Annotated in this window: 12 protein-coding genes; 11 read left to right on the top strand and 1 reads right to left on the bottom strand. The window is 74.5% G+C overall.

Translation table 11 applies throughout. The annotated features are described in order from the left end of the window. Window positions 1-34: 34 nt before the first annotated feature. The 6 genes from ACZ7EC_RS03805 to ACZ7EC_RS03780 all read left to right on the top strand — a co-directional run bounded on the left by ACZ7EC_RS03805 (window position 35) and on the right by ACZ7EC_RS03780 (window position 8,083). Window positions 35-1,051 carry an amino acid--tRNA ligase-related protein gene (locus tag ACZ7EC_RS03805; protein ID WP_471057384.1) on the top strand — a complete coding sequence of 339 codons (1,017 nt, stop codon included), beginning with the start codon at window positions 35-37 and terminating at the stop codon, window positions 1,049-1,051. Between the two features lie 68 nt (window positions 1,052-1,119). Then, window positions 1,120-1,965: a class I SAM-dependent methyltransferase gene (locus ACZ7EC_RS03800; RefSeq protein ID WP_471057381.1), complete on the top strand. Its 846-nt coding sequence runs from the start codon at window positions 1,120-1,122 to the stop codon at window positions 1,963-1,965. Between the two features lie 82 nt (window positions 1,966-2,047). Next, the gene (locus tag ACZ7EC_RS03795) at window positions 2,048-2,905 is read left to right on the top strand and encodes an FAD binding domain-containing protein (RefSeq protein WP_471057378.1); all 858 of its coding nucleotides are present in this window, start codon (window positions 2,048-2,050) and stop codon (window positions 2,903-2,905) included. Continuing rightward, window positions 2,902-5,790, top strand: coding sequence for a molybdopterin-dependent oxidoreductase (locus tag ACZ7EC_RS03790; protein WP_471057375.1), 2,889 nt, complete (start codon window positions 2,902-2,904; stop codon window positions 5,788-5,790). The genes ACZ7EC_RS03795 and ACZ7EC_RS03790 overlap by 4 nt, the downstream gene beginning before the upstream one ends. Beyond that, window positions 5,787-7,046, top strand: a complete 1,260-nt coding sequence (locus ACZ7EC_RS03785) for an aminoacyl--tRNA ligase-related protein (protein WP_471057372.1) — start codon at window positions 5,787-5,789, stop codon at window positions 7,044-7,046. The genes ACZ7EC_RS03790 and ACZ7EC_RS03785 overlap by 4 nt, the downstream gene beginning before the upstream one ends. Beyond that, complete coding sequence (locus ACZ7EC_RS03780; RefSeq protein ID WP_471057369.1) at window positions 7,043-8,083, top strand: LD-carboxypeptidase; 1,041 nt, start codon at window positions 7,043-7,045, stop codon at window positions 8,081-8,083. Before ACZ7EC_RS03785 ends, ACZ7EC_RS03780 begins: the two co-directional genes overlap by 4 nt. A gap of 14 nt (window positions 8,084-8,097) precedes the next feature. On the opposite strand, the gene ACZ7EC_RS03775 is transcribed toward ACZ7EC_RS03780, so the two are convergent. Beyond that, on the bottom strand, window positions 8,098-10,026 hold the full coding sequence (locus tag ACZ7EC_RS03775) for an AfsR/SARP family transcriptional regulator (protein WP_471057366.1): 1,929 nt from the start codon (window positions 10,024-10,026) through the stop codon (window positions 8,098-8,100). 207 nt (window positions 10,027-10,233) lie between these two features. On the opposite strand from ACZ7EC_RS03775, the gene ACZ7EC_RS03770 reads away from it, so the two are divergent. The 5 genes from ACZ7EC_RS03770 to ACZ7EC_RS03750 are packed head-to-tail and all read left to right on the top strand — an operon-like array spanning window position 10,234 to window position 20,581. Further along, window positions 10,234-11,898 carry a non-ribosomal peptide synthetase gene (locus ACZ7EC_RS03770; RefSeq protein WP_471057363.1) on the top strand — a complete coding sequence of 555 codons (1,665 nt, stop codon included), beginning with the start codon at window positions 10,234-10,236 and terminating at the stop codon, window positions 11,896-11,898. A gap of 2 nt (window positions 11,899-11,900) precedes the next feature. Beyond that, window positions 11,901-12,656, top strand: coding sequence for a TylF/MycF family methyltransferase (locus tag ACZ7EC_RS03765; protein WP_471057360.1), 756 nt, complete (start codon window positions 11,901-11,903; stop codon window positions 12,654-12,656). A gap of 13 nt (window positions 12,657-12,669) precedes the next feature. Next, complete coding sequence (locus ACZ7EC_RS03760; RefSeq protein WP_471057357.1) at window positions 12,670-17,049, top strand: MupA/Atu3671 family FMN-dependent luciferase-like monooxygenase; 4,380 nt, start codon at window positions 12,670-12,672, stop codon at window positions 17,047-17,049. Then, the gene (locus ACZ7EC_RS03755) at window positions 17,046-19,838 is read left to right on the top strand and encodes a type I polyketide synthase (protein WP_471057354.1); all 2,793 of its coding nucleotides are present in this window, start codon (window positions 17,046-17,048) and stop codon (window positions 19,836-19,838) included. The genes ACZ7EC_RS03760 and ACZ7EC_RS03755 overlap by 4 nt, the downstream gene beginning before the upstream one ends. Then, window positions 19,832-20,581, top strand: coding sequence for a carbohydrate kinase family protein (locus tag ACZ7EC_RS03750; protein ID WP_471057351.1), 750 nt, complete (start codon window positions 19,832-19,834; stop codon window positions 20,579-20,581). Before ACZ7EC_RS03755 ends, ACZ7EC_RS03750 begins: the two co-directional genes overlap by 7 nt. Window position 20,582: the final 1 nt, after the last annotated feature.

Raw genomic sequence — 20,582 nt, 5'->3', positions numbered from 1 at the left:
GGCGACACCAGCCGTGCGAATCGGAGGTGCATTCGTGTCGATAGTCGAAGAGGGCACGCTGGGAGCGGACTCCGCGGTCGGCGTTCCGCGATTCCTGAAAATTCTTGACGACCCGCTGTATTCGACGCTCGTCGATCTGCAGGACCTCGTCAACTACGAGACGGCACAGTTCTGGCGCGACCGCGGTGTGCGGGCCCTGCACCTGCCTGTGACCACCTCGTCCATCTCGTCGCCGATGGGACTCGGCAGCGACTCGCTGCCGGTGCAGGTGGACCTGTTCGGCATCCCGACCTACCTCGCCGACTCCATGCAGTTCCTGCTGGAGTACGGCTGCCGGCTCGCCGGCGAGGGTTGCTACTACCTGATGCCGAGCTTCCGCGGCGAGGAGACCGACCCCACCCACCTCGCGCAGTTCTTCCACAGCGAGGCGGAGATCCCCGGCGGCCTCGAGGACGTCATGGACGTCGCCGACGCCTATGTGCGGCACCTGGCCTCGGCCGTGGTACGCGAGCTGGCGGAGCCGGTCGGCCGGATCGCCGGCGGCACCGACCACCTGACGGAGTTCCTGGCCCGCCCCAGCGCGCGGATCACCTTCGACGACGCCGTCGAGGCCCTGGACGGCGCCCCCGAGTACTTCCAGTTCCACGACCAGTGGCGCACCATCACGCGGGCCGGTGAGCGCCGGCTGATGGAGCTGTACGGTCCCGCGGTCTGGCTGACCCACTCCGACCACCTCTCGGTGCCCTTCTACCAGGCGCTGGACGAGACGGGCCACAAGGCCCTCAACGCCGACCTGCTGATCGGCCCCGGCGAGGTCGTCGGCTGCGGCGAGCGGCACGTCGACGCCGAGCAGGCCCGCAAGGCCCTCGCCGCCCACGCGGTGCCCGAGGAGGACTACGACTGGTACCTCCGGATGAAGCAGGCGAAGCCGCTGCGCACCAGTGGCTTCGGCATGGGCGTCGAGCGGTTCTTCATGTGGGTCCTGCGGCACGGCGACATCCGCGACCTGCAGCTCCTGGAGCGCGCCAACGGCCTTCCGGCCACCCCCTGAGCCAGTCCCTGGCCCTACCCCGAACCACCCACCCATCACCCGAAACCGAACCAGTAGGGATCCCCTCCATGAACCTGGGCAACCTCACCGCCGGCGACATCCTGGCGATGAACTACAACGAGCTGATCTCCGTCGTGCGCGAGACCAACCGCCCGCCCGGCGGCGTCGCGAGCGTCTCCCACCTGGCCACCCGCGCCCACCTGAGCAAGGACAGCCACGTCCTGGAGATCGGCACCAGCACCGGGATCACCGCCATCGAGCTGGCCCGCCTGGTCGGCTGTCGAGTGACCGCGATCGACATCAACGAGCGCAGCATCGAGGAGGCCCGCCGCCGGGCCGAGAGCCTGGGCGTCGCCGACCTCATCACCTTCGAGGTCAACGACGCCACCTCCACCGGCTACGCCGACGACTCCTTCGACCTGGTCTTCTGCGGCAACGTCACCTCGCTGATCCCGGACCGCGACCGCGCCCTGACCGAGTACACCCGCGTGGTGCGCCCCGGTGGTTTCATCGCCGCGATCCCGATGTACTACGTCAAGCAGCCGTCGGAGAAGCTGCTCGCGGACGTCACCGAGGCGATCCAGGTGACGGTGGAGCCGCTGGAGGAGTCCTACTGGCTCGACTTCTTCCTCGGCGACGGGCGCATCCCCTTCCACCAGGAGAAGTACACCTTCGACTGGATCTCCGACGAGGTGGTCGACGGCTTCGTCAAGGACATCCTGGCCCGCCCGCACCTGGAGGAGCTGTCCGCCGACGCGCGCGCCGCCCTGGTCGAGCAGTACGCCGCCTTCATGCGCCTGTTCCGCGACAACCTCTCCCAGATGGGCTACACCGAGCTGCTCGTCCGGTGCGAGGCCGACGAGCTGGGTGAGCCGGAGCTGTTCACCGCGAGCCCGGTGGGCACGCAGCGCTGACACCGCACGGCCGTCGCCGGGAGCACCCCTCCCGGCGACGGCCCCTGCGCCGACCGACCCGCCGACCGACCCGAGGACGTCCGTGAAGCTGCCCTTGACCGAGTACCGCTCGCCGCGGCTGCTGCGGGACGCGGTGGACCTGCTGGCCGATCCGGACCAGGAGGCGGTTCCCCTGGCCGGCGGCCAGAGCCTCGTACCGCTGCTGGCCGCGCGGGCCCGCAGCGCGCGCACGCTCGTCGACCTCAGCCGCGTCGACGGCCTGTCGTACCTCGCCACCACCCCCGGACAGCTGCGGATCGGGGCGATGACCCGGCACCGCACCCTGGAGACCGACCCCCGCGTCGCCGACGCGGCCCCGCTGCTCGCCCGCGCCGCCGCGCGTACCGCCCACCCCGCCGTACGCAACCGCGGCACCCTCGGCGGGACCGTGGCCTTCGCCGCGCCGGGCTCCGAACTGCTCACCGCAGCCGTGGCGTTGGACGCCACCGTCGAACTCGCCGGTCCCGGCGGTGCCCGCCTCCGCGACCTGCGGTCCTGGATCACCGGGCGTTACACCACGCGCCTCGCCCCCGGCGAACTGGTCGTCGGCGTACGCGTGCCGGTGCGCCACGGGCGGATCGGGCAGGCGCTGCACGACCTGGCCCACCCCACCGGCGGCCGGCCCCTCGCCTGTGTGGCGGCCGTCGTCGAGGCGGCACCCGACGGGACACTCCGGCGGGCCGAACTGACCGTCTCCACCCGCGTCTCGGCGCCTGCCGTCCTGGACGTCACCCACCGGGTGGCCGACGCCGAGGACGCCGCCGCCGACACCGTGCCGCTCGACGTCCCCGAGGCGGAGACCAACGGGCCGCCCGCCGCCTACTGCCGGCACGCCGCCCGGATCCTGGCCCGCCGGTCCCTCTCCCACGCGATCGCCCGAGCCCGCCGAGAGGTCTCATGAACCCGCCCGACAGCGCCCTGCTCCCGCCGGCCGAGGACGGCCCGCCCGCCCCCGCCGGGCCCGCCCCCACGCCGATCGACGCCCTTCCCCGGCCGGCCGACGGCGGCACGAGCCTCGCCGACGAACTGCGCGAACGCCACGGGCGCAAGAGCGTCCGGCTGGGCTGCGAGGAGGGCGTCTGCGGCTCCTGCACGGTGCTGGTCGACGGCCGGGGCGCCCGCTCCTGCACGGTCCCGGCCGGCCAGGCCGCCGGGAGCGAGATCCGTACGGCCGAGGACGCCGCGGCGGACCCGCTGCTGCGCCACCTCCAGGAGGTGTTCTGGGCGGAGCACGCCTTCCAGTGCGGATTCTGCGCCGCCGGCTTCCTGATGGAGAGCTACGCGCTGCTCACCGAGAACCCCCGCCCCACCGAGGCGGAGGTGCGGACGCGGCTGGCCGGCAACCTGTGCCGGTGCACCGGGTACGAGAGCATCGTCCGCGCCGTGCTGACCGCCGCCGCCACCTTCCCCGCCGGCCCCCGCCCGCGGTCCTGCGCCGCCCCCGGCCAGGACGGCATCGGCGGCCGTGCCCTGCGCCCGGAGGACCGCGCCTTCCTCACCGGCGACGCCCGCTATGTCGCCGATCTCGACGTGCCGGGCATGCTCCACGCCCGCTTCGTGCGGAGCCCGCACGCCCACGCCCGGATCACCGGGATCGACGTCGCACCGGCCCTCGCCGCACCGGGCGTGGTCGCCGTGTACACCGCCGCCGACCTGGCGGACTCGCTGTCCATCACCGTCGGCTGCCCCCTGCCCGGCTACACCTCGCCCGCCTTCGCCCCGCTGGAGGGCGAGCGGGTCCGGTTCGAGGGCGACCCGGTGGCACTCGTGATCGCCGAAAGCGCCCGGACGGCCGAGGCCGCCGCCGAGCGGGTCGCGGTCGGCTACCGGGTGCTGGAGCCGGTCATGGACGCCGTGAAGGCCGCCGACGGCGACCACCCTCCGCTTTTCGACGAGATGGACGGCAACGTCCTGTACGCCGAGCACCGGCGCCACGGCGACGTGTCGGCCGCGTTCGCCGGGGCCGCGCGCGTGGTCCGGCACCGGCTCCGGCAGGAGCGCTGCCAGAACGCGCCGCTGGAACCGCGCGGCGGCCTCGCCGCGTTCGCCCCGGCGGCCGGCCGGCTCAGCTACGACGTGGCCTCCCAGTCGCCCAACTCGCACCGCGCGTTCCTCGCCCAGGTGCTCGGCCTGGACCCGGAGCTGATCCGGGTCCGGGTGCCGCCGAACATGGGCGGCTCGTTCGGCATCAAGGGCGGGGTGTACCGCGAGGACGTGGCCGTGTGCTGGGCGAGCATGCGCCTGGGCCGGCCGGTCCGCTGGATCGAGGACCGGCGCGAGCACCTCACCGCGGCGGGCCAGGCCCGCGGCGAGGAGATCGACATCGAGGTGGCGCTCGACCCGGACGGGGCGATCCGGGGGCTGCGCGCCGCCCTGATCACCGACCAGGGCGCCTACCCCGTCCCGCCGATCGCCAGCGCCGTCTTCGTGGGGCTCGTGGGCTGCCTGCTGCCCAACTGCTACGACATCCCGGCGTACGAGTTCAGCGGCCGGCTGGTGCTCACCAACCGCACGCCCTACGTGGCGTACCGCGGCCCCTGGGAGATGGCGACCTTCGCGGCCGAACGCACCATGGACCTGATCGCCCGTGAGCTGGGCGAGGAACCGGCGGACTACCGGCTGCGCCGGCTGATGCCCGTCGACGGCCCCGACCCGCGCACCGTCGTCGGCGCCTCGCTGACCGACATCCCCCGTCTCGGCTCGACCCTGCGGCTGGGCCGCGACCGCGCCGGGCTGGACGCCTTCCGGGCGCAGCAGGCGCGGGCCCGCGCCGAGGGCAGATACCTCGGTCTGGGCATCACCACACTGCTCGAACCCGCGCCGGGCCCATGGAGCCTGAGCGAGGCGGTCGGCTCGCACATGGGCCCCGAACCGGTCCGGCTGGTGCTGGCGCCGAGCGGACGGCTGACCATCCGGACCGCCCAGATCCCGCACGGCCAGGGCCATGTGACCACGCTGTCCCAGATCGCCGCCTCCACCCTGGGCCTGTCCATGGCCGACATCGACGTCGTCTTCGGGGACACCGCCGAAGTGCCGTACAGCCTCGCCGGAACGGGCGCCAGCCGGGCCGCGGCGCTGGCGGGCGGGGCGGTGCTGCGCGCCGCCCGGACGCTGCGCGAACGGCTGCTGACCGCCGCGGGCGACGAGGCCGGGCAGCCCGCGCACCGGCTCGACCTGGCCGCCGGCAAGATCGTCTCCCACGCCGACGGCAGCGTGCTGACCGACCTGCCGGGACTGCTGGAGCGGCGCTTCGGTACCGCGGACGGCTCACTGGACGTGACCGAGGTGTTCGACGGCGCGGAGACCGGCTGGGCGGAGGCCACCCACTGCTGCTGGGTCGAGGTCGACCCGGACCTGGGGACCGTGGCGGTGCGGCGCTACCTGATCGTCACGGACAGCGGACGGATCATCAACCCCGCGGTCGCCGACGGCCAGTTGCGCGGCGGGGCGGCCCAGGGCATCGCGACCGTGCTGTACGAGCGGTCCGGCTACGCCCCGGACGGCCGCCAGCTGTCGGCCGGACTGACCGACTACCTGCTGCCCACCACGCTCACCACCCCGCCCGTCGAGATCGTGCACCTGGAGTCGGAACGGCCCGGCGACGTGCCGTTCCGCGGACTCGGCGAGGGCGGGGCGGTCCTGGCACCCGCCGCCGTCGTGGCCGCCGTCGAGGACGCACTCGCGCACCTGGGAGTCCGCCTCACCGAGCGGTACCTGCCGCCCTGGCGGCTCCTGCGGGTGCTGGCGCGACATCAGACACCCACCGCTTCGCCGGAGTACCGATGAGACTGAACAGAATCCCCCACGGCGAGCTGCTCGGACAGCCGCTGCCGCCCCCCGAGGCCGCGGACGCGGACCTGCCCCAGCAGCTCGGGCTCGCCCGGTTCACCGACGCGGGCTTCCCCTGGTTCTCGCCGGTCGGCCAGCGGCTGATCGGCAACATCCGCCAGGTGGTGCGCCGGGAGATGGAACTCGCCGGGTACGCCGAGTTCCGCGGACCGGCCGTGAGCCGGATCGACACGGTGGCGCCGGCCGGCTGGCTGGAGAAGTACGCCGGTGAACTGATCCGGTTCTCCGAGCCGTTCGACCAGTACACGCTCTCCGCCACCAGCGAGGAGCCCCTGCTGGCCTACCTCGGCCGCTCCGGCCTCGGCTCCCACCGGCAGCTGCCGATGCGGCTGTTCGAGTTCCGGGAGATCTTCCGGTTCCGCGACCGGCCGCAGGGCATCTACAACTCCCGGCAGTTCCAGTGCTGCCTGTTCGCCAGCCTGGACGCCGACCACGAGGGCTACCTGCGCAGCGCCCGGCACGCCCAGGAGACGCTGCGCGCGGTGCTGGACGCGCTCGGCCTGCGGGCGGAGCTGGTCAGCGACGAGACCACCGGCGGCTTCGAGTTCATCTTCCCCTACGCGCGGGGAGACCGGCCGCGCAACCGGACCATTCCCTACCACCGGGACGCCTCCCGGCCGACCACGCCCGAGGACGCGCTGCCGCAGGGCGGCATCGCCATGGGGTACGGCTACGAGCACGTGGAGAAGTTCGACGTCCGGTTCCGCGACGCGGACAACCGGATACGGGTGCCGGTGATGGGCACCTACGGCCTCGGCATCCAGCGGTGCGTGCTGGCCCTGCTGGAGCAGCACCGCACCCCCGACGGCGTCGCGCTCCCCGCCGCCGTACGACCGTTCGACGTGCTGGTGACGGCGCAGGGCCGGTCGGCCGGTGCGGCCGAGGCGGCGGACCTGGTCTACACGGACCTGCTGCGGCACGGCGTCCCCGCCGTGCTGGACGACCGCAACGGCGCCTCGTTCGGCGCCCGCATGCGCTTCGCCGACGCCGTCGGCGTCCCCTGGCGGGTGGTCGTGAGCGGACCGGGCGAAGGGGACCTGGAGCTGCGGGCCCACCGGGCCGCCGCCGAACCGCCCCGCCGGCTGTCACCGGCGGACCTGCGCGAACACCTGGCCCGGCGCGGCCGCGAGGAATGGGCGCGGCAGCCGGACCGCACGACCGAGACGACCGAGACGACCGGAGTGAGCCGATGACGACCGCGACGACCCCCCGATGGCCCGCCCTGCTGCCGGCCGGCGCCCGGATCGGCGTGTGGGCGCCGAGCTGCCCCGCCCCGGTGCTGTTCCCGCGGCGCTTCGCGCGGGGGCTGAGCGCGCTGCGGGACCAGGGATACACCGTCGTCACCGGGGAGACCTGCCGGTCCGCCGAGGGAGCGGGCACCCTGCGCCCCGAGGCCGTCGCGGAGGAACTGCACACCATGCTGGAGGAGACCGACGGTGTGATCGCCGCCGTCGGTGGCTGGACCCTCACCCCCGTCCTGCCCCACCTGGACTTCGGGCACATCGGGCGGGCCGCCAAACCGCTGGTCGGCTACAGCGACCTGACGTCGCTGATCAACCTGGTCCCGCAGCGGTCCGGTCTGGTCGCCTTCCACGGGCCGATGACCGTCTCCGAATGGGGCGAGGCCGACGGGCCCTGGGAGCAGACCCTCACCGAGTTCGACCAGGTGCTCGGCCAGGCGCACGACTGGCGCGAGCGGACCGTCGGTACCGCGGCCGAGTGGTCGGACGAGAACCTCTTCTGGGACCGCGAGGACACCCGGCGCAGGAAGGGCAACAGCGGCGAACAGCGGACCCGCACCCTGCGGCCGGGCGAGGCGGCCGGGCCGCTGTGGGGCGGCTCGCTCCTCGTGCTCGGCCTGCTGCTCGGGACCTCTCTGTGGCCCGAGCCCGCCGACGGCTCACTGGTCTTCCTGGAGATCGACGGCATGGCACCGGACGAACTGTGGGCCCGCCTGGAGCAGTTCCGGCTCGCGGGCGTCTTCCGGCGCGCGAGCGGAGTACTGGTCAGCCGGGTGAACGGTCCGGGCAAGACGCCCTCCGGGTTCGCCGACCACGACGAGGTGCTGCGGATGTGCCTGCCCGACGGGCTTCCGCTCGCCGCCGGTTTCGACCTGGGGCACACCGACCCGATGTGCACCCTGCCGGTCGGCGGCACGGCGCGGCTGGACTGCCCGGCCGCCGGTGTGCCGCGGCTCACCCTGTCGCGCGGCCCGGTCGCGGCCCGCTGAACCCGGCGCTCCGCTCAGGCGCAGCGGCAGTCGGGCCGCCGGCCGGGCACCGGCAGGTGCGTGGCGGCGGGCGCCGGGGCCTCCTCGGGCCCCGGCTCGGCGGCCCGCGCGAGGGCGAAGGCGCGTACCAGCTCGTGCAGGTGGTAGCGGCCGGGGGTGGGCAGGGGGAGGAGCAGACAGGCGTCGACCAGTTCCTCCAGGAGTTCCTCCGCCCGCGCGACCGGGACGGCGGCGAGGCTCCCGGCGGCACGGCCGTCGAAGCCGCCGGCGGGGGCGGTGCCCAGGCTCAGCAGCATCCGCTGCTGATCGGGCCGCAGCCGGCCGTACGAGAGCAGCAACTCGTCGGCGACGCTGCGATCGGCCAGCGTCAGCTCCTGCAGGCGCAGGTTCTCGCGCCGCAACCGCCAGGTGGCGTACGCGAGGTTCCAGGAGCGGCGGTGGTTGAGCCGGGTCCCCATGATCCGGACGGCCAGCGGAAGCCGGCCGCACTGGCTCACCAGGGTGCGCGCCTCCTCCGCGTCGTCCATCCGCCGCCCGCCGATGATCTTGGCCAGCAGGTCGGTCGCGTCCCGCTCCGGCAGGGGGCCGACCGACAGCGGCACCGCGCCGTCCAGGTCGTTGATCATCACCCGGCTGGTCACCAGGACCATGCAGCCGCCGGTGCTGGGCAGCAGCGGCCGGATCGCGGCCGTGTCGTCCACGTTGTCCAGCACCAGCAGGACGCGCCGCCCGGCCACCCGCCTGCGCCACATGGCCAGACGGCCGTCGACGTCGTCCGGGATGTCCCGTGCCGGTTCGCCGAGCGAGACCAGGAGCCGGCGCAGCGCGTCGGCCGGCGGCAGCGGCCCGCTCGCGCGGGTGAACCCCCGCATGTCGACGAAGAGTTGGCCGTCGGGGAACGCGCCGGCCAGCCGGTGGGCGGCGCGCACCGCGAGGGCCGTCTTGCCGACGCCGGGCATGCCGTTGACGGTGACCAGGGTGGGTGCCTCGGCCGAGACGCCGGCCGCCAGCCGGGCCAGCGTGTCCAGTTCCTCCTGCCGGCCGGTGAAGTCCGGCAGGTCGTAGGGCAGCATGCCGTGGACGGGCGGGGCCGGCTCGGGCGCCGTGACGGCGGCGGTCTCGCGGCCGCTCCCGGCCGGCCTGGCCTGCTCGGGAAGCAGCAGACCCGGATCGTCGTTCAGGATCCGCTCCTGCAACCGGGCCAGCGCGGCGCCCGGATCGATGCCGAGTTCGAGCAGCTCCGCACGCCCCTGCGCGAACGCGTCCAGCGCCTCGGCGCGCCGGCCGATGCGGTAGAGGGCCAGCATCAGCCGCTCGCGGAGCGTCTCGTGCAGCGGGTGCTCGTCGACCAGCGACTGCAGGACCGGCACCAGGGACCGGGCCTCGCCGCACGAGAGCCGCAGGTCGATCCAGCGTTCGGTGGCCACCAGCCGGCGCTCGTCGAGGTCGCGGCCGGCGCAGGTGAGCACCGAGCCGGTCATCCCGGCGAGCGCCTGGCCCCGCCAGAGCTCCAGCGCCGACCCGAAGTGGGCGATCGCGGCCGGGGCGTCGCCCTCGGCGGCCGCCGTCTCGCCGCGCGAGAGCAGCGTCTCGAACCGCCGGGCGTCCAACTGGTCGTCCCGCAGTACCAGCCGGTAGCCGGGCGGCTCGGTGATGATCCGGCCGCCCGCCGGAAGCTTGCGCCGCAGGTCCCACACCATCTTGCGGACCTGGTTGGCGGCGGTGATCGGCATCTCCTCCCCCCAGGCCGCCTGGACCAGGCGGGAGATGGGCGTCACCCGGTTGGCACACAGCAGCAGGGTCGCAAGTACCTGACGCTGCTTGGCACCGCCCGGATTGACCCGGCCCGCACCGCTCCAGATCTCCAGCGGACCGAGCACCTTGAACTCGATGTCGCGCACGTCCGCGCGGGGGCCTGCTTCCACCTTGTCACGATGTGCCATGTGCGCACTTCCGATTCTCTGACAGTCGCGGTACCGCGATCGGGGGACGGGCCAGAGCGTCGCAGACGCCGATCTATGCCTGTTCTACGTGCCGATCAACGCGGCCGTCAGGGGCCGGAACCACCGTGGTACCGGCGCGGAACAGCGCGCTGATGTGATGCGGAGCGCCGGGCGTCCCGGATGGACCCGCGTCAGGAGCAGCGGCAGATGGAACGAGTTCTGAAACTGATACGCGACCGTATGCGCGAGCGGCCAGGGGCCCTCGCCGTGGTGGCCGCGGACGGCCGGTTGAGCCGGTCCGAGTTGTGGCGGCGGGCGCGGCGGCTGGCGGACCGACTGGCCGCGGCGGGCCTGCGCCCCGGCGAGGTGGTCGCCGTCCACACCGGACGCACCGCGGAACTGCCCGTCGCCGTGCTGGGCACGATGCTGGCCGGCGGCGCCTTCTGCGTCCTCGACCCCGCCTACCCGCCGGCCCGGATCCGGCGGATGCGCGAGGACAGCGGAGCGCGGTTCGAGGTCACCGCGGGACTGCGGCTGGCGCCCGGCCGGCCCGCCGGGGCACCGGGACCGGCCCCCGCCCACCGGGAGCACCTGGCCTACGTCGTCTTCACCTCCGGTTCCACCGGCAACCCGAAGGCGATCGGGATGCCGTACCGGAGCCTGGACAACCTGGTGGACTGGACCCTGGCGAGCACCGGTGGCGGGCCGCTGCGGACCCTGCAGTTCGCACCGCTCGGCTTCGACGTCTTCGTCCAGGAGGCCCTGACCGCCTGGTGCGGCGGCGGTCCGCTGTACCTGCCGACCGAGGACGAGCGCCGGGACCTGGTCCGGCTGGCGGAACTGCTCGACGAGTGGCGGATCGAGCGGCTTTTCATACCGCCCGTCGCGCTGCTCCGACTCGCCGAGGTCGCCGCGCACACGGGCCGGTACCCGCGCGCGCTGCGCGAGGTGGCCGCGGCGGGGGAGGCACTGCGCATCACCCCGCAACTGCGCCGCTTCTTCGCGGCCCTGCCGGACTGCCGGCTGCACAATCACTACGGCCCGGCGGAGACCCACGTGGTCACCGCGCACACCCTCGCCGGGCCGCCTGAGCAGTGGCCCGACTCGCCGCCGATCGGCCGCCCGATCCCCGGCTGCGAAGCCCGTGTGATCGACGGCGAGTTGTGGCTCGCGGGGGCCGGCGTCTCGGTCGGCTATCTGAACGACCCGGAGCTGACCGGGCGCCGCTTCGTCCCCGTGGAGTGGTCCGCCGGCCTCGCCTACCGGACCGGCGACCTGGCCGCCCGGCGGGCAGACGGGACGCTCGAATACCTCGGCCGGGCGGACGACCAGGTCAAGATCCGCGGCCACCGGGTCGATCCCGGCGAGGTCGAGGCGGTGCTGGGGCAGCACCCGGCCGTGCGCGAATGCGCCGTCGTCGCCCGGCAGTCCGGCGCCGAGCGGCAGCTCGTCGCCTACGTGGTGGGGGACCCGTCCGGCGTCCGCGCGCACCTCGCCGGGCTGCTGCCCGAGTACCTGGTGCCCCGGCAGGTGGTCGCGGTGCCCGAACTGCCGCTGTCCGCGAACGGGAAGACCGACCGCTCGCGCCTGCCGGACCCACCGGCCGGCCCGGCCGGGGGCGGGCCCCCGCGGGGCGAGTGGGAGCGGATCGTGTCCTCGGTGTGGTCGTCCGTGCTCGGCCGGCCGGACATCGGACGCGATCAGCACTTCCTCGAACTGGGCGGCAGCTCCCTGACGGCCGCCGTGGTGCTCGCCCGGCTCCAGGACCGCCACCGGGGCCGGATCGACCTCCGCGACTTTCTCGCCGCGCCCACCGTGCGCGGCCTCGCCCGGCTGCTGAGCGACGAGCGCGGCAGCGCCGCAAGGGAGTGACGATGCACGCACAGACCCGTGACCTGTACCTCGACCTCATGAAGAAGGTGCTGTCCAACACCATCTACGAGGACCCGCCGATCCCCGCCCCCTGGTCCCCGGCGACCGCCTACGACTCCCTCAACCGCCGCCTGGGCGTGGACTGGCCCAGCACGGCCCACACGATGATCGGGCTGCTCCGCCTCGACAACATCCAGCACTGCGTCGAGCGGGTCCTGGCCGACGGCGTCCCCGGCGACCTCATCGAGACCGGGGTCTGGCGGGGAGGGGCGTGCATCTTCATGCGTGCCGTCCTGCGCGCCCACGACGTGCGGGACCGCCAGGTCTGGGTCGCCGACTCCTTCCAGGGCATGCCGGTGCCGGACGAGTCGAGCCACCACGGCGACCGGGAACTGGCCACGCACCACCACAACGACGCGATCGCGGTCGATCTGCCCACCGTGCGGGCCAACTTCGAGCGCTACGACCTGCTGGACGACCAGGTCCGCTTCCTGCCCGGCTGGTTCCACGAGACGCTGCCCGGCGCCCCCATCGAGCGGCTGGCCGTGCTGCGGCTCGACAGCGACCTGTACGACTCCACGTTCCAGACGCTCGAAACGCTGTACCCCAAGCTGTCGCCGGGCGGCTTCGTGATCGTCGACGACTACCACATCCCCGTCTGCCGGGAAGCCGTGCACGACTGGCGTCTGCGGCACGGCGTGCGGGACGCGATCGAGGACATCGACGGCCTCGGCGCGTTCTGGCGCCGCACCTCCTGAGGAGAGAACCACCATGGTTGAGGTCCTGAACGCGGTCCGCGCCCTGGTCGCGGCCCAGTTCGGCATCCCCGTGCCGGCGGTCGACCCCGACCGCTCGCTCGTCGCCCTGGGCGGTGATTCGCTCAGCCTGCTCGCGCTCACGAGGAAGGCGCACGACCGGTTCGGGGTGCGGGTCCCGGTGCGCGAACTGTTCGAGGACGAGCTGACGGTACGCGAGCTGGCCAGGCGGCTGGCCGGCGACCGTGCGGACGCCGGCGACACGCCCGCCGCCCGACCGCCCGCCGGAGCCGTCGACTTCAGTCTCTACTTCTTCGGGAACTACCCCGAGGGCGACAACACGGCCCGGTACCGCGACCTGATCGAGGCCGCCGAGTTCGGCGACACCCACGGCTTCCACGCGCTGTGGTTCCCCGAGCGCCACTTCCACTCCTTCGGCGGCCTGTTCCCCAACCCCTCCGTGCTGGCCGCGGCCCTGGCCACCCGGACCACGTCCATCCGCCTGCACGCCGGCTCGGTCGTCCTGCCGCTGCACCACCCGATCCGGGTGGCCGAGGAGTGGTCGGTCGTCGACAACCTCTCCGGCGGCCGTGCCGGTCTGTGCGTGGCCGGCGGCTGGCACGCCAACGACTTCGTGCTGGCACCGGAGACCTACGGCCGCCAGCGCGAGGAGATGTACGAGAGGCTGGCGACGGTGCGGCGGCTGTGGGCCGGTGAAGGGCTCCCCGCCCGCTCGGGCAGCGGCGAGCCGGTCGAGGTGCGCCTCACCCCCCGGCCCGTGCAGCCGAGGCTGCCGCTGTTCGCCGCGGTCCTCTCCAACCCGGCCAGCTACGAGCGGGCCGCACGGGAGGGGCTCGGCGTGGTGACCAATCTGATGCAGCAGAGCGTGGAACAACTCGCGGCGAACATCGCGCTCTACCGCAAGACCAGGGCGGAGCACGGGCTGGCGCCGGAGGAGGGGCGGGTCGTCGTCCTCGTCCACACCTACCTGGGCGAGGACCAGGACCGGGTGCGGGCGGAGGCGTACGAGCCCTTCTGCGGGTATCTGCGCTCCTCGCTCTCGCTGTTCGACAACACGATGAACAGCCTCGGCATCGACGTCGATCTCGCCCGGACCCACGCCGACGACGTCGACTTCCTGCTCGGCCGGGCCTACCGGCGCTACTGCGAGAGCCGGGCGCTGATCGGCACGCCGGACGGGGTGCGCCCGGTGCTGGACGCCCTGGTGCGCGCCGGCGCGGACGAGATCGGCTGCTTCATCGACTTCGGCCTCCCCGGCGACCGGATGCTGGCCGCGCTGCCGCATCTCGCCGGACTCAAGGACCGGTACGCCGGGCCCGCGGCCGACGCGCCGGTGCGGGCCGACACGCCGGTGCAGACCGCACCCGTACAGACCGCACCCGTGCAGGTCGTACCGGCGTCGCCCGCGCAGCAGCGCATGTGGTTGCTGGACCGGATGTATCCGGGGCGGACCGTCCACCACGAGCCCAAGGCGCTGCTGCTCGAAGGCCCGCTGGACGTGTCCGCCCTGCGCGAGGCCCTGCGCGGCGTGTCGGCCCGGCACCCCGCGCTGCGGACGGTGTTCCAGGACGGCGACGACGGGCTGCGGCAGATCGTCCGGCCCGTGTTCGAGCCGGAGTGCCCGGAGGTGGACCTCACCGGCAGCACGGACGAGCAGGCCGTCGAGGAGCTCCACCGCACGGCCGGCGCGCCCGCCTTCGACCTGTCCGAAGGACCGCTGTGGCGGGTCCGGCTGGCCAGGCTGGGGCGGGAACGCCACCTGCTGTACCTGGTGGCCCACCACATCGTCTTCGACTCGCTGTCCACCGCCGTGTTCTGCCGCGACCTGGCCGCCCACTACCGCGGCGAGCCCGGCGGCCTCCCGGAGATCGAGGGCCCCTGGCGGCCCCGCACCAGCCCCACCGCCGAGAGCCTGGAGTACTGGAAGCTCACGCTGGCCGACGCGCCGCCGCTGCGGCTCCCCTTCGACCGGCCCCGCGGCACCGCCCCGGCGGCCGGCGCGAGCCTGGTGCACGAGATGGACGCCGCGCTGGCCCGTGAGATCCGCTCCCTGAGCCGCTCGCTCGGCGGTACGCCGTTCACCGCCCTGCTCGGCGCCGTCGGCTCGGTGCTGGGCAGGTTCGGGGGCACGGAGGACGTCGTCCTCGGCACCGCCGTGACCAACCGGCCGGCCGGCACCGAGGATCTGGTCGGCATGTTCGTGGAGACCGCGGCCGTCCGCCTGGACCTGTCCGGCGATCCCTCGTTCGCCGAGCTGTTCCGCCGGGTGCGGGGCTCGGTACTCGGCGCGATCGACCACCAGGACGTCCCGTTCGACCTGGTGGTGGAGACGGTGAATCCCGAGCGCCTCGCGGGCGTCAACCCACTGTTCACCGTGCTCGTGGAGTACGAGGAGGAACAGCCGGCGCAGTTCGGCGGGACCGGCCTCACCGCCCGGCTCCTCGACGTGCCCCGCGAGCAGGCACCGTTCGACCTGACCCTCTACCTCACCGCGCATCCGGGCGGCGTCCGCTGCACCGCGGAGTACGACGCCGGGCTGTTCGACCGGGACACCGTCGCCCGGCTGCTGGAGTACGTCGAGGACCTGCTGCGCCAGGCCGTCCGGCGGCCCGGCACCCCGCTTTCCGGCCTGTCCGGGCTGATCGCGCGGGACGAGCGGGCGCTCGCCGACCGCGAGGGCCCGGCCGGCACCGCCGAACCGGCCTGCCTGCACGAGCTGTTCGAGCGGGCCGCCGCGGCGGCACCGGACAGCCCCGCACTCGTCGGCGACGGCGTCTCCATGACCTACGCCCAGCTCGACGCCGCCGCCAACCGCCTGTCCCACCGGCTGATCCGCGACGGCGTGTCGCCGGGGGACACCGTCGGCGTCTGCCTGCCGCGCGGTACGGGACTGATCACGGCCCTGCTCGCCGTGCTCAAGTGCGGTGCCGCGTACGTGCCGATCGATCCCGCGCTCCCCGCCCCGCGCCGCCGGCTGATGATCGACGACAGCCGTGCCGTGCTCGTGCTGACCGACACCGACACCGGCACCGACGAGGACCTGCCGGACACACCGCCCGGGCTCCCGGTGGACCCCGACTCCCTCGCGTACTGCCTCTACACCTCCGGCTCCTCCGGCGCCCCCAAGGCGGTCGCCGTGCCGCACCGCGGGCCGGTCAACCTGGTGCGCTGGCAGCTGTCCGCCCACGAGCCGCTGCGGACCCTGCAGTGGACCTCGCCGGGGTTCGACGTCAGCGTGCAGGAGATCTTCACCACCCTGGCCGGCGGCGCCGCACTGGTCCTGCTCGACGACGCGGTCCGCTACGAGCCGACCGAGGTGGCCGACGTCATCCGCCGCCACGGCGTGCAGCGGCTGTGCATGCCGTTCACCCCGCTGGCCGCCCTGCTGGACACGGCCGGTCCGATGCCCTCGCTGCGCGAGGTGTTCTCGGCCGGCGAGCAGGTCCGGCTGGTGCCGGCGCTCGCCCGGTTCCTGGCCGCCCAGCCGGAGACCCGGCTGCATCACCAGTACGGGCCGACCGAGGCGTCCGTCATCGTCACCTCGCACCTCGTCGACCCGGACGGCGGGACGGAGCCGCCGATCGGCCGCCCCGTCACCGGCGCCGTACTGCGGATCGAGGACGCGCACGGCCGGCCGGTGCCGCCCGGCGTCGCGGGGGAACTGCTCATCGGCGGCGCACCGGTCGCGGCCGGCTACCTCGGCGACGAGGAGCGGACCGCCGAACGCTTCGTGACGGCCGCGGACGGACGGCGCTTCTTCCGCACCGGCGATCTGGTCCGCCAGAACCGCGACGGCGAACTGGAGTACGTGGGCCGGATCGACGACCAGATCAAGATCCGCGGCCAGCGGACCGAGCCCGGCGAGGCCCAGGCGGCGCTCAGCCGCCTGCCCGAGGTCGCCGAGGCGGCGGTACTGGCCCGCACCGAGCCCGAACCCCGGCTGGTGGCCTACGTCGTGCTGCGCGAGCAGATGCCGGACTGGGCCTCCGCGCTGCGGGGGAGGCTGGCCGAGTCCCTGCCGGGCCACCTGATCCCCGAGGCGTGGGTCCTGCTGGACCGGCTGCCGGTGGGCGGCAACGGCAAACTCGACCGCGCCCGCCTCGCCCGGCTGGAGCCGGAGCCGGAGAAGGTGCCGGCCGACCGGTCGCCGGCCACGGAGACCGAGGAAGTGGTGCACCGGCTCTGGTGCCTGGAGCTGGGCGCCGAGCAACTCCCGGTGGACGCGCCCTTCTTCGAGGTGGGGGGCAACTCGCTGAACGCCGTCCGGATGCTCGAACGGGTCCGCGGCGAACTGGGCAGCAGGGTACCGATGACCCGGTTCCTGGAAGCGCCCACGATCCGCGCCCTGGCCGCCCATTTCGGAGACCCGGCATGAGCCCGCAGCGCGCGGCGGTCCAGGAGGCCGTGACCGCGATCCTGGGCCGTCCTGCCGACGAGGACACGCCCTTCCAGGAGCTGGGACTGACCTCGCTCATGACGACCAGGCTGCGCATCCGCCTGGAGAAGGCCCTGAACCGGACGATCCCGCTCGCCGCCCTCACGGAGCACTACACCATCGCCGCGCTGGCCCGCCACCTCGCCGGCGACGACGAGCCCCCGGCGACGCGGCCCGCCGCCGGCACCGCGCCGGCGGGCGGCTCGCAGGCGCCCGCGCCCGCGCCCGCGCCCGCGACCGCGTCCGCGTCCGCGCCGGCGGCTTCCCCGGCCCCGGCAGGTGCCCCGGCAGATGCCCTGGCGGGACCCGCCGAGGACCGCCGGGTGGCCGTCATCGGCATGGCCGCGCGCTTCCCCGGCGCCCGCGACATCGGCGAGTTCTGGCACAACCTGCGCTCCGGCGTCTGCACCGTGGGGGAGCCGGTGGCCGACGCCGACGCCTTCGACGCCGACTTCTTCGGGATCACCCCCAAGGAGGCGCGGCGGACCGACCCCGCGCACCGCCTGCTGCTGGAGTGCTGCTACCACGCGCTGGAGGACGGCGGCTACGCGGGGACCTTGGACGACACCAGGATCGGCGTCTACGCAGGCAGCGGCATGAACCTCTACGGCCCGCAGCCGCCCTACCACAGCCGGGCCGCCGCCACGGACGACCCGGTCGAGGCGATCGGCGACCTGATCGGCGGCCAGGGGGACTTCCTGGCCACGCGGGTCGCCTACCATCTGGGCCTGACCGGACCGGCCGTCACCGTCCAGACGGCCTGCTCCACCTCCCTGGTCGCGGTGCACCTGGCGGCCCAGGCGGTGCTGACCGGGGACGCCGACCTCGCGCTCGCCGGCGCGGCGGCCGTCCGCTACACGCCGGTCCCGGACTACCGGCCCGGCCCCGGTTACATCCTCTCCGAGAGCGGTGTCCCGCGCGCCTTCGACGCGAAGGCGGACGGCACCGTCGGGGGCGACGGGGTGGCCGTCGTCCTGCTCAAGCGCCTGGACCGGGCGCTGGCGGACGGCGACACGGTGCACGCGGTCATCCTCGGATCGGCGGTCAACAACGACGGCCGGGCCAAGCCGGGCTTCACCGCCCCCTCCGTGCGCGGCCACGCCGAAGTGGTCCGCCAGGCCCTCGCGCGGGCCGGCGCCGCCCCGGAGACGATCGGCTACGTCGAGGCGCACGGCACCGGCACCGAGGTGGGCGACCCGGCCGAGTTCCGGGCCCTGTCCCGAGCCCTGTCCGGGGACGGCCGGCGCGCGGACCGCTGCGCCCTGGGGTCGGTCAAACCCTCCGTCGGCCACCTCGACACCTGCTCCGGGATGGCCGGCCTGATCAAGACCGTCCTGATGCTGGCCCACGGCGAACTGGTGCCCACCGTCAACGTCACCGAGCCGCACCCCGGACTGCCGTGGCAGGACAGCCCGTTCGCCCTCCTCACCCGGCACGCGCCGTGGCCGGCGGGCGGCACGCCCAGACGCGCGGGCGTGAGCGCCCTGGGGTTCGGCGGCACCAACGCGCATGTCGTCCTGGAGGAGCCGCCCCGCCCCGGCTCCCGGAGCCGGACCGCGGACCCGGAGGAGGTGCTGGTGCCGCTCAGTGCCCCCGACCCGGAGTCGCTGCTGCGCCTCGGCCGCCTGCTCCGGGACCGGCTGTCGGGGCACGGCGACCTCCCGGCCGGGGACGTGGCCCGCACCCTCGCCCTGGGACGGCCGCACCACGCCTGCCGGACTGCGGTGTCCGGCCGTACCGCCGCCGACCTCGCGCGGGCACTGGACGGGCTGCCCGCCCAGCCGCCCGCCGCCCCCGCCCCGCTCGGGCCCCTCGCCTTCGCGTTCTCCGGGCAGGGCGGCGGCCCGGTGGACCTGGAGCGCCACCGCGAGCACCCGGAGTTCCGGGCGGTGGTCACGGCCCACCGCGAACTGCTCGGGCATCCGCAGGTCGAGCACCTGGTGTACCAGGTGGCCGTGGCCCGGATGTGGCGGTCGGCGGGCGTGGAACCGGACTACGCCCTCGGGCACAGCCTCGGCGAACTGGCCGCCCTCTGCGTCGCCGGAGCGCTCACCGTGCCGGAAGCCGTCCGCTTCGCGGCGGTCCGCGACCGGCTGACGCGCTCCACCGGGCCCGGCGCCATGCTCGCCCTCGTCGCCCCGCTCGATCTGGCGCTGGACGCGGCGGCCGAGTCGGGATGCGACCTGGCGGCGATCAACACACCCACCGCCCATGTGCTCTCCGGTACGGAAGACGCCGTCGGCCGCGCCGAGTCCTGGCTCGACCGGCGGAAGGTCCCGCACCGCCGGCTGGCCGCGACCACCGCCTTCCACTCGGCCCTGCTCGACCCCGTCCTCGGCGAACTCGCCGCCGAGGCCGCGCGCCTGGACTGGCGGCCACTGCGCATCCCGCTGGCCAGCCCGGCCTACGGCGAACTGCTCCCGGCCGGCTCGATTCCGGACCCGGACTTCCTCACCCGGCAGGCCCGGTTCACCGTGCTGTTCGACGCCGCCCTGCGCGACCTCGGCGCGGCCGGGTGCCGCGACTTCGTCGAGATCGCGCCCACGGCCGCCCTCGCCGGACTCGGCCGGCGCGTGCTGCCGGGAAGCGGCTGGCTCTCGTACGGCCACGACGCGCTGGCCGAGCTGTACCGGCGCGGCGCACGGCTGGACTGGGCCGCGCTGACCGGCTCCGGGCCGCGCGCACCGCTGCCCGGCTATCCCTTCGCCCGCACCAGGTTCCCGTGGTGACCGGCGTGGCGGCGCGGGACGAGCCCCTGCTGCTCGTGCTGGACTATCCCGGCTTCCGCCTGGAGGCGCGGGTGGACGAGATGCGGCTCACCGACGAGACCGGTCTGCGGCAGGAGGAGTTGCTGCGCACACCGCTGCCCGCCGCCGCCGACGCGGCCGGCTATCTGGCGGAGCTCCTCGCGCGCCGCCCCGAGGGGCAGTGCCGCGCGGTGCTGGCCTACTGCGCCTCGGCCCCGCTCGCCGACGCGCTGGCCGACCGCCTCGCCGTCGCCGGCCGCCGGCCGCCCCTGGTCCTCTTCGACGCCGAGCCCGTGACCGCCTCGACCGTGCTCGACGCCTACCGGGACACCCTGGCCCAGCTGGGCGCGCGAGCGGCGGCCCCGGAGACCGGGGAACTCGCCCTGCTGGCGGACCGCCCGGAGCGCTTCCTCGCCACCGCGCGCCGCAACCTGGTCGGGCACGTGTCGGGGGCCCTGCGCGGCGACGGCTGCGCGCCCGCCGAAGCCGAGGCGCTCGCCGTCCAGTTGACCGCCTCCTGCCTGGACTGGCTGAACCACCTGCTCGTCGCCCTGCACGCACCCCGGCCGGCGCCGACCGGACCCGTGCTGAACATCGTGTCGGCCGACACCCCCGGAGGCGATGTGCGGGTGCCGTGCGAGCGCGCCTCGCTCCTGCGGGACCCGCGCGCCCGCGAGGCGACGCTCTCCTTCCTCGCCGCTCACGGCGCCCTCCCCACCGAATAGG

It is taken from the genome of Streptomyces sp. NPDC037203, assembly GCF_055605065.1.
This window is presented reverse-complemented; position numbering and strand designations above follow the sequence as displayed.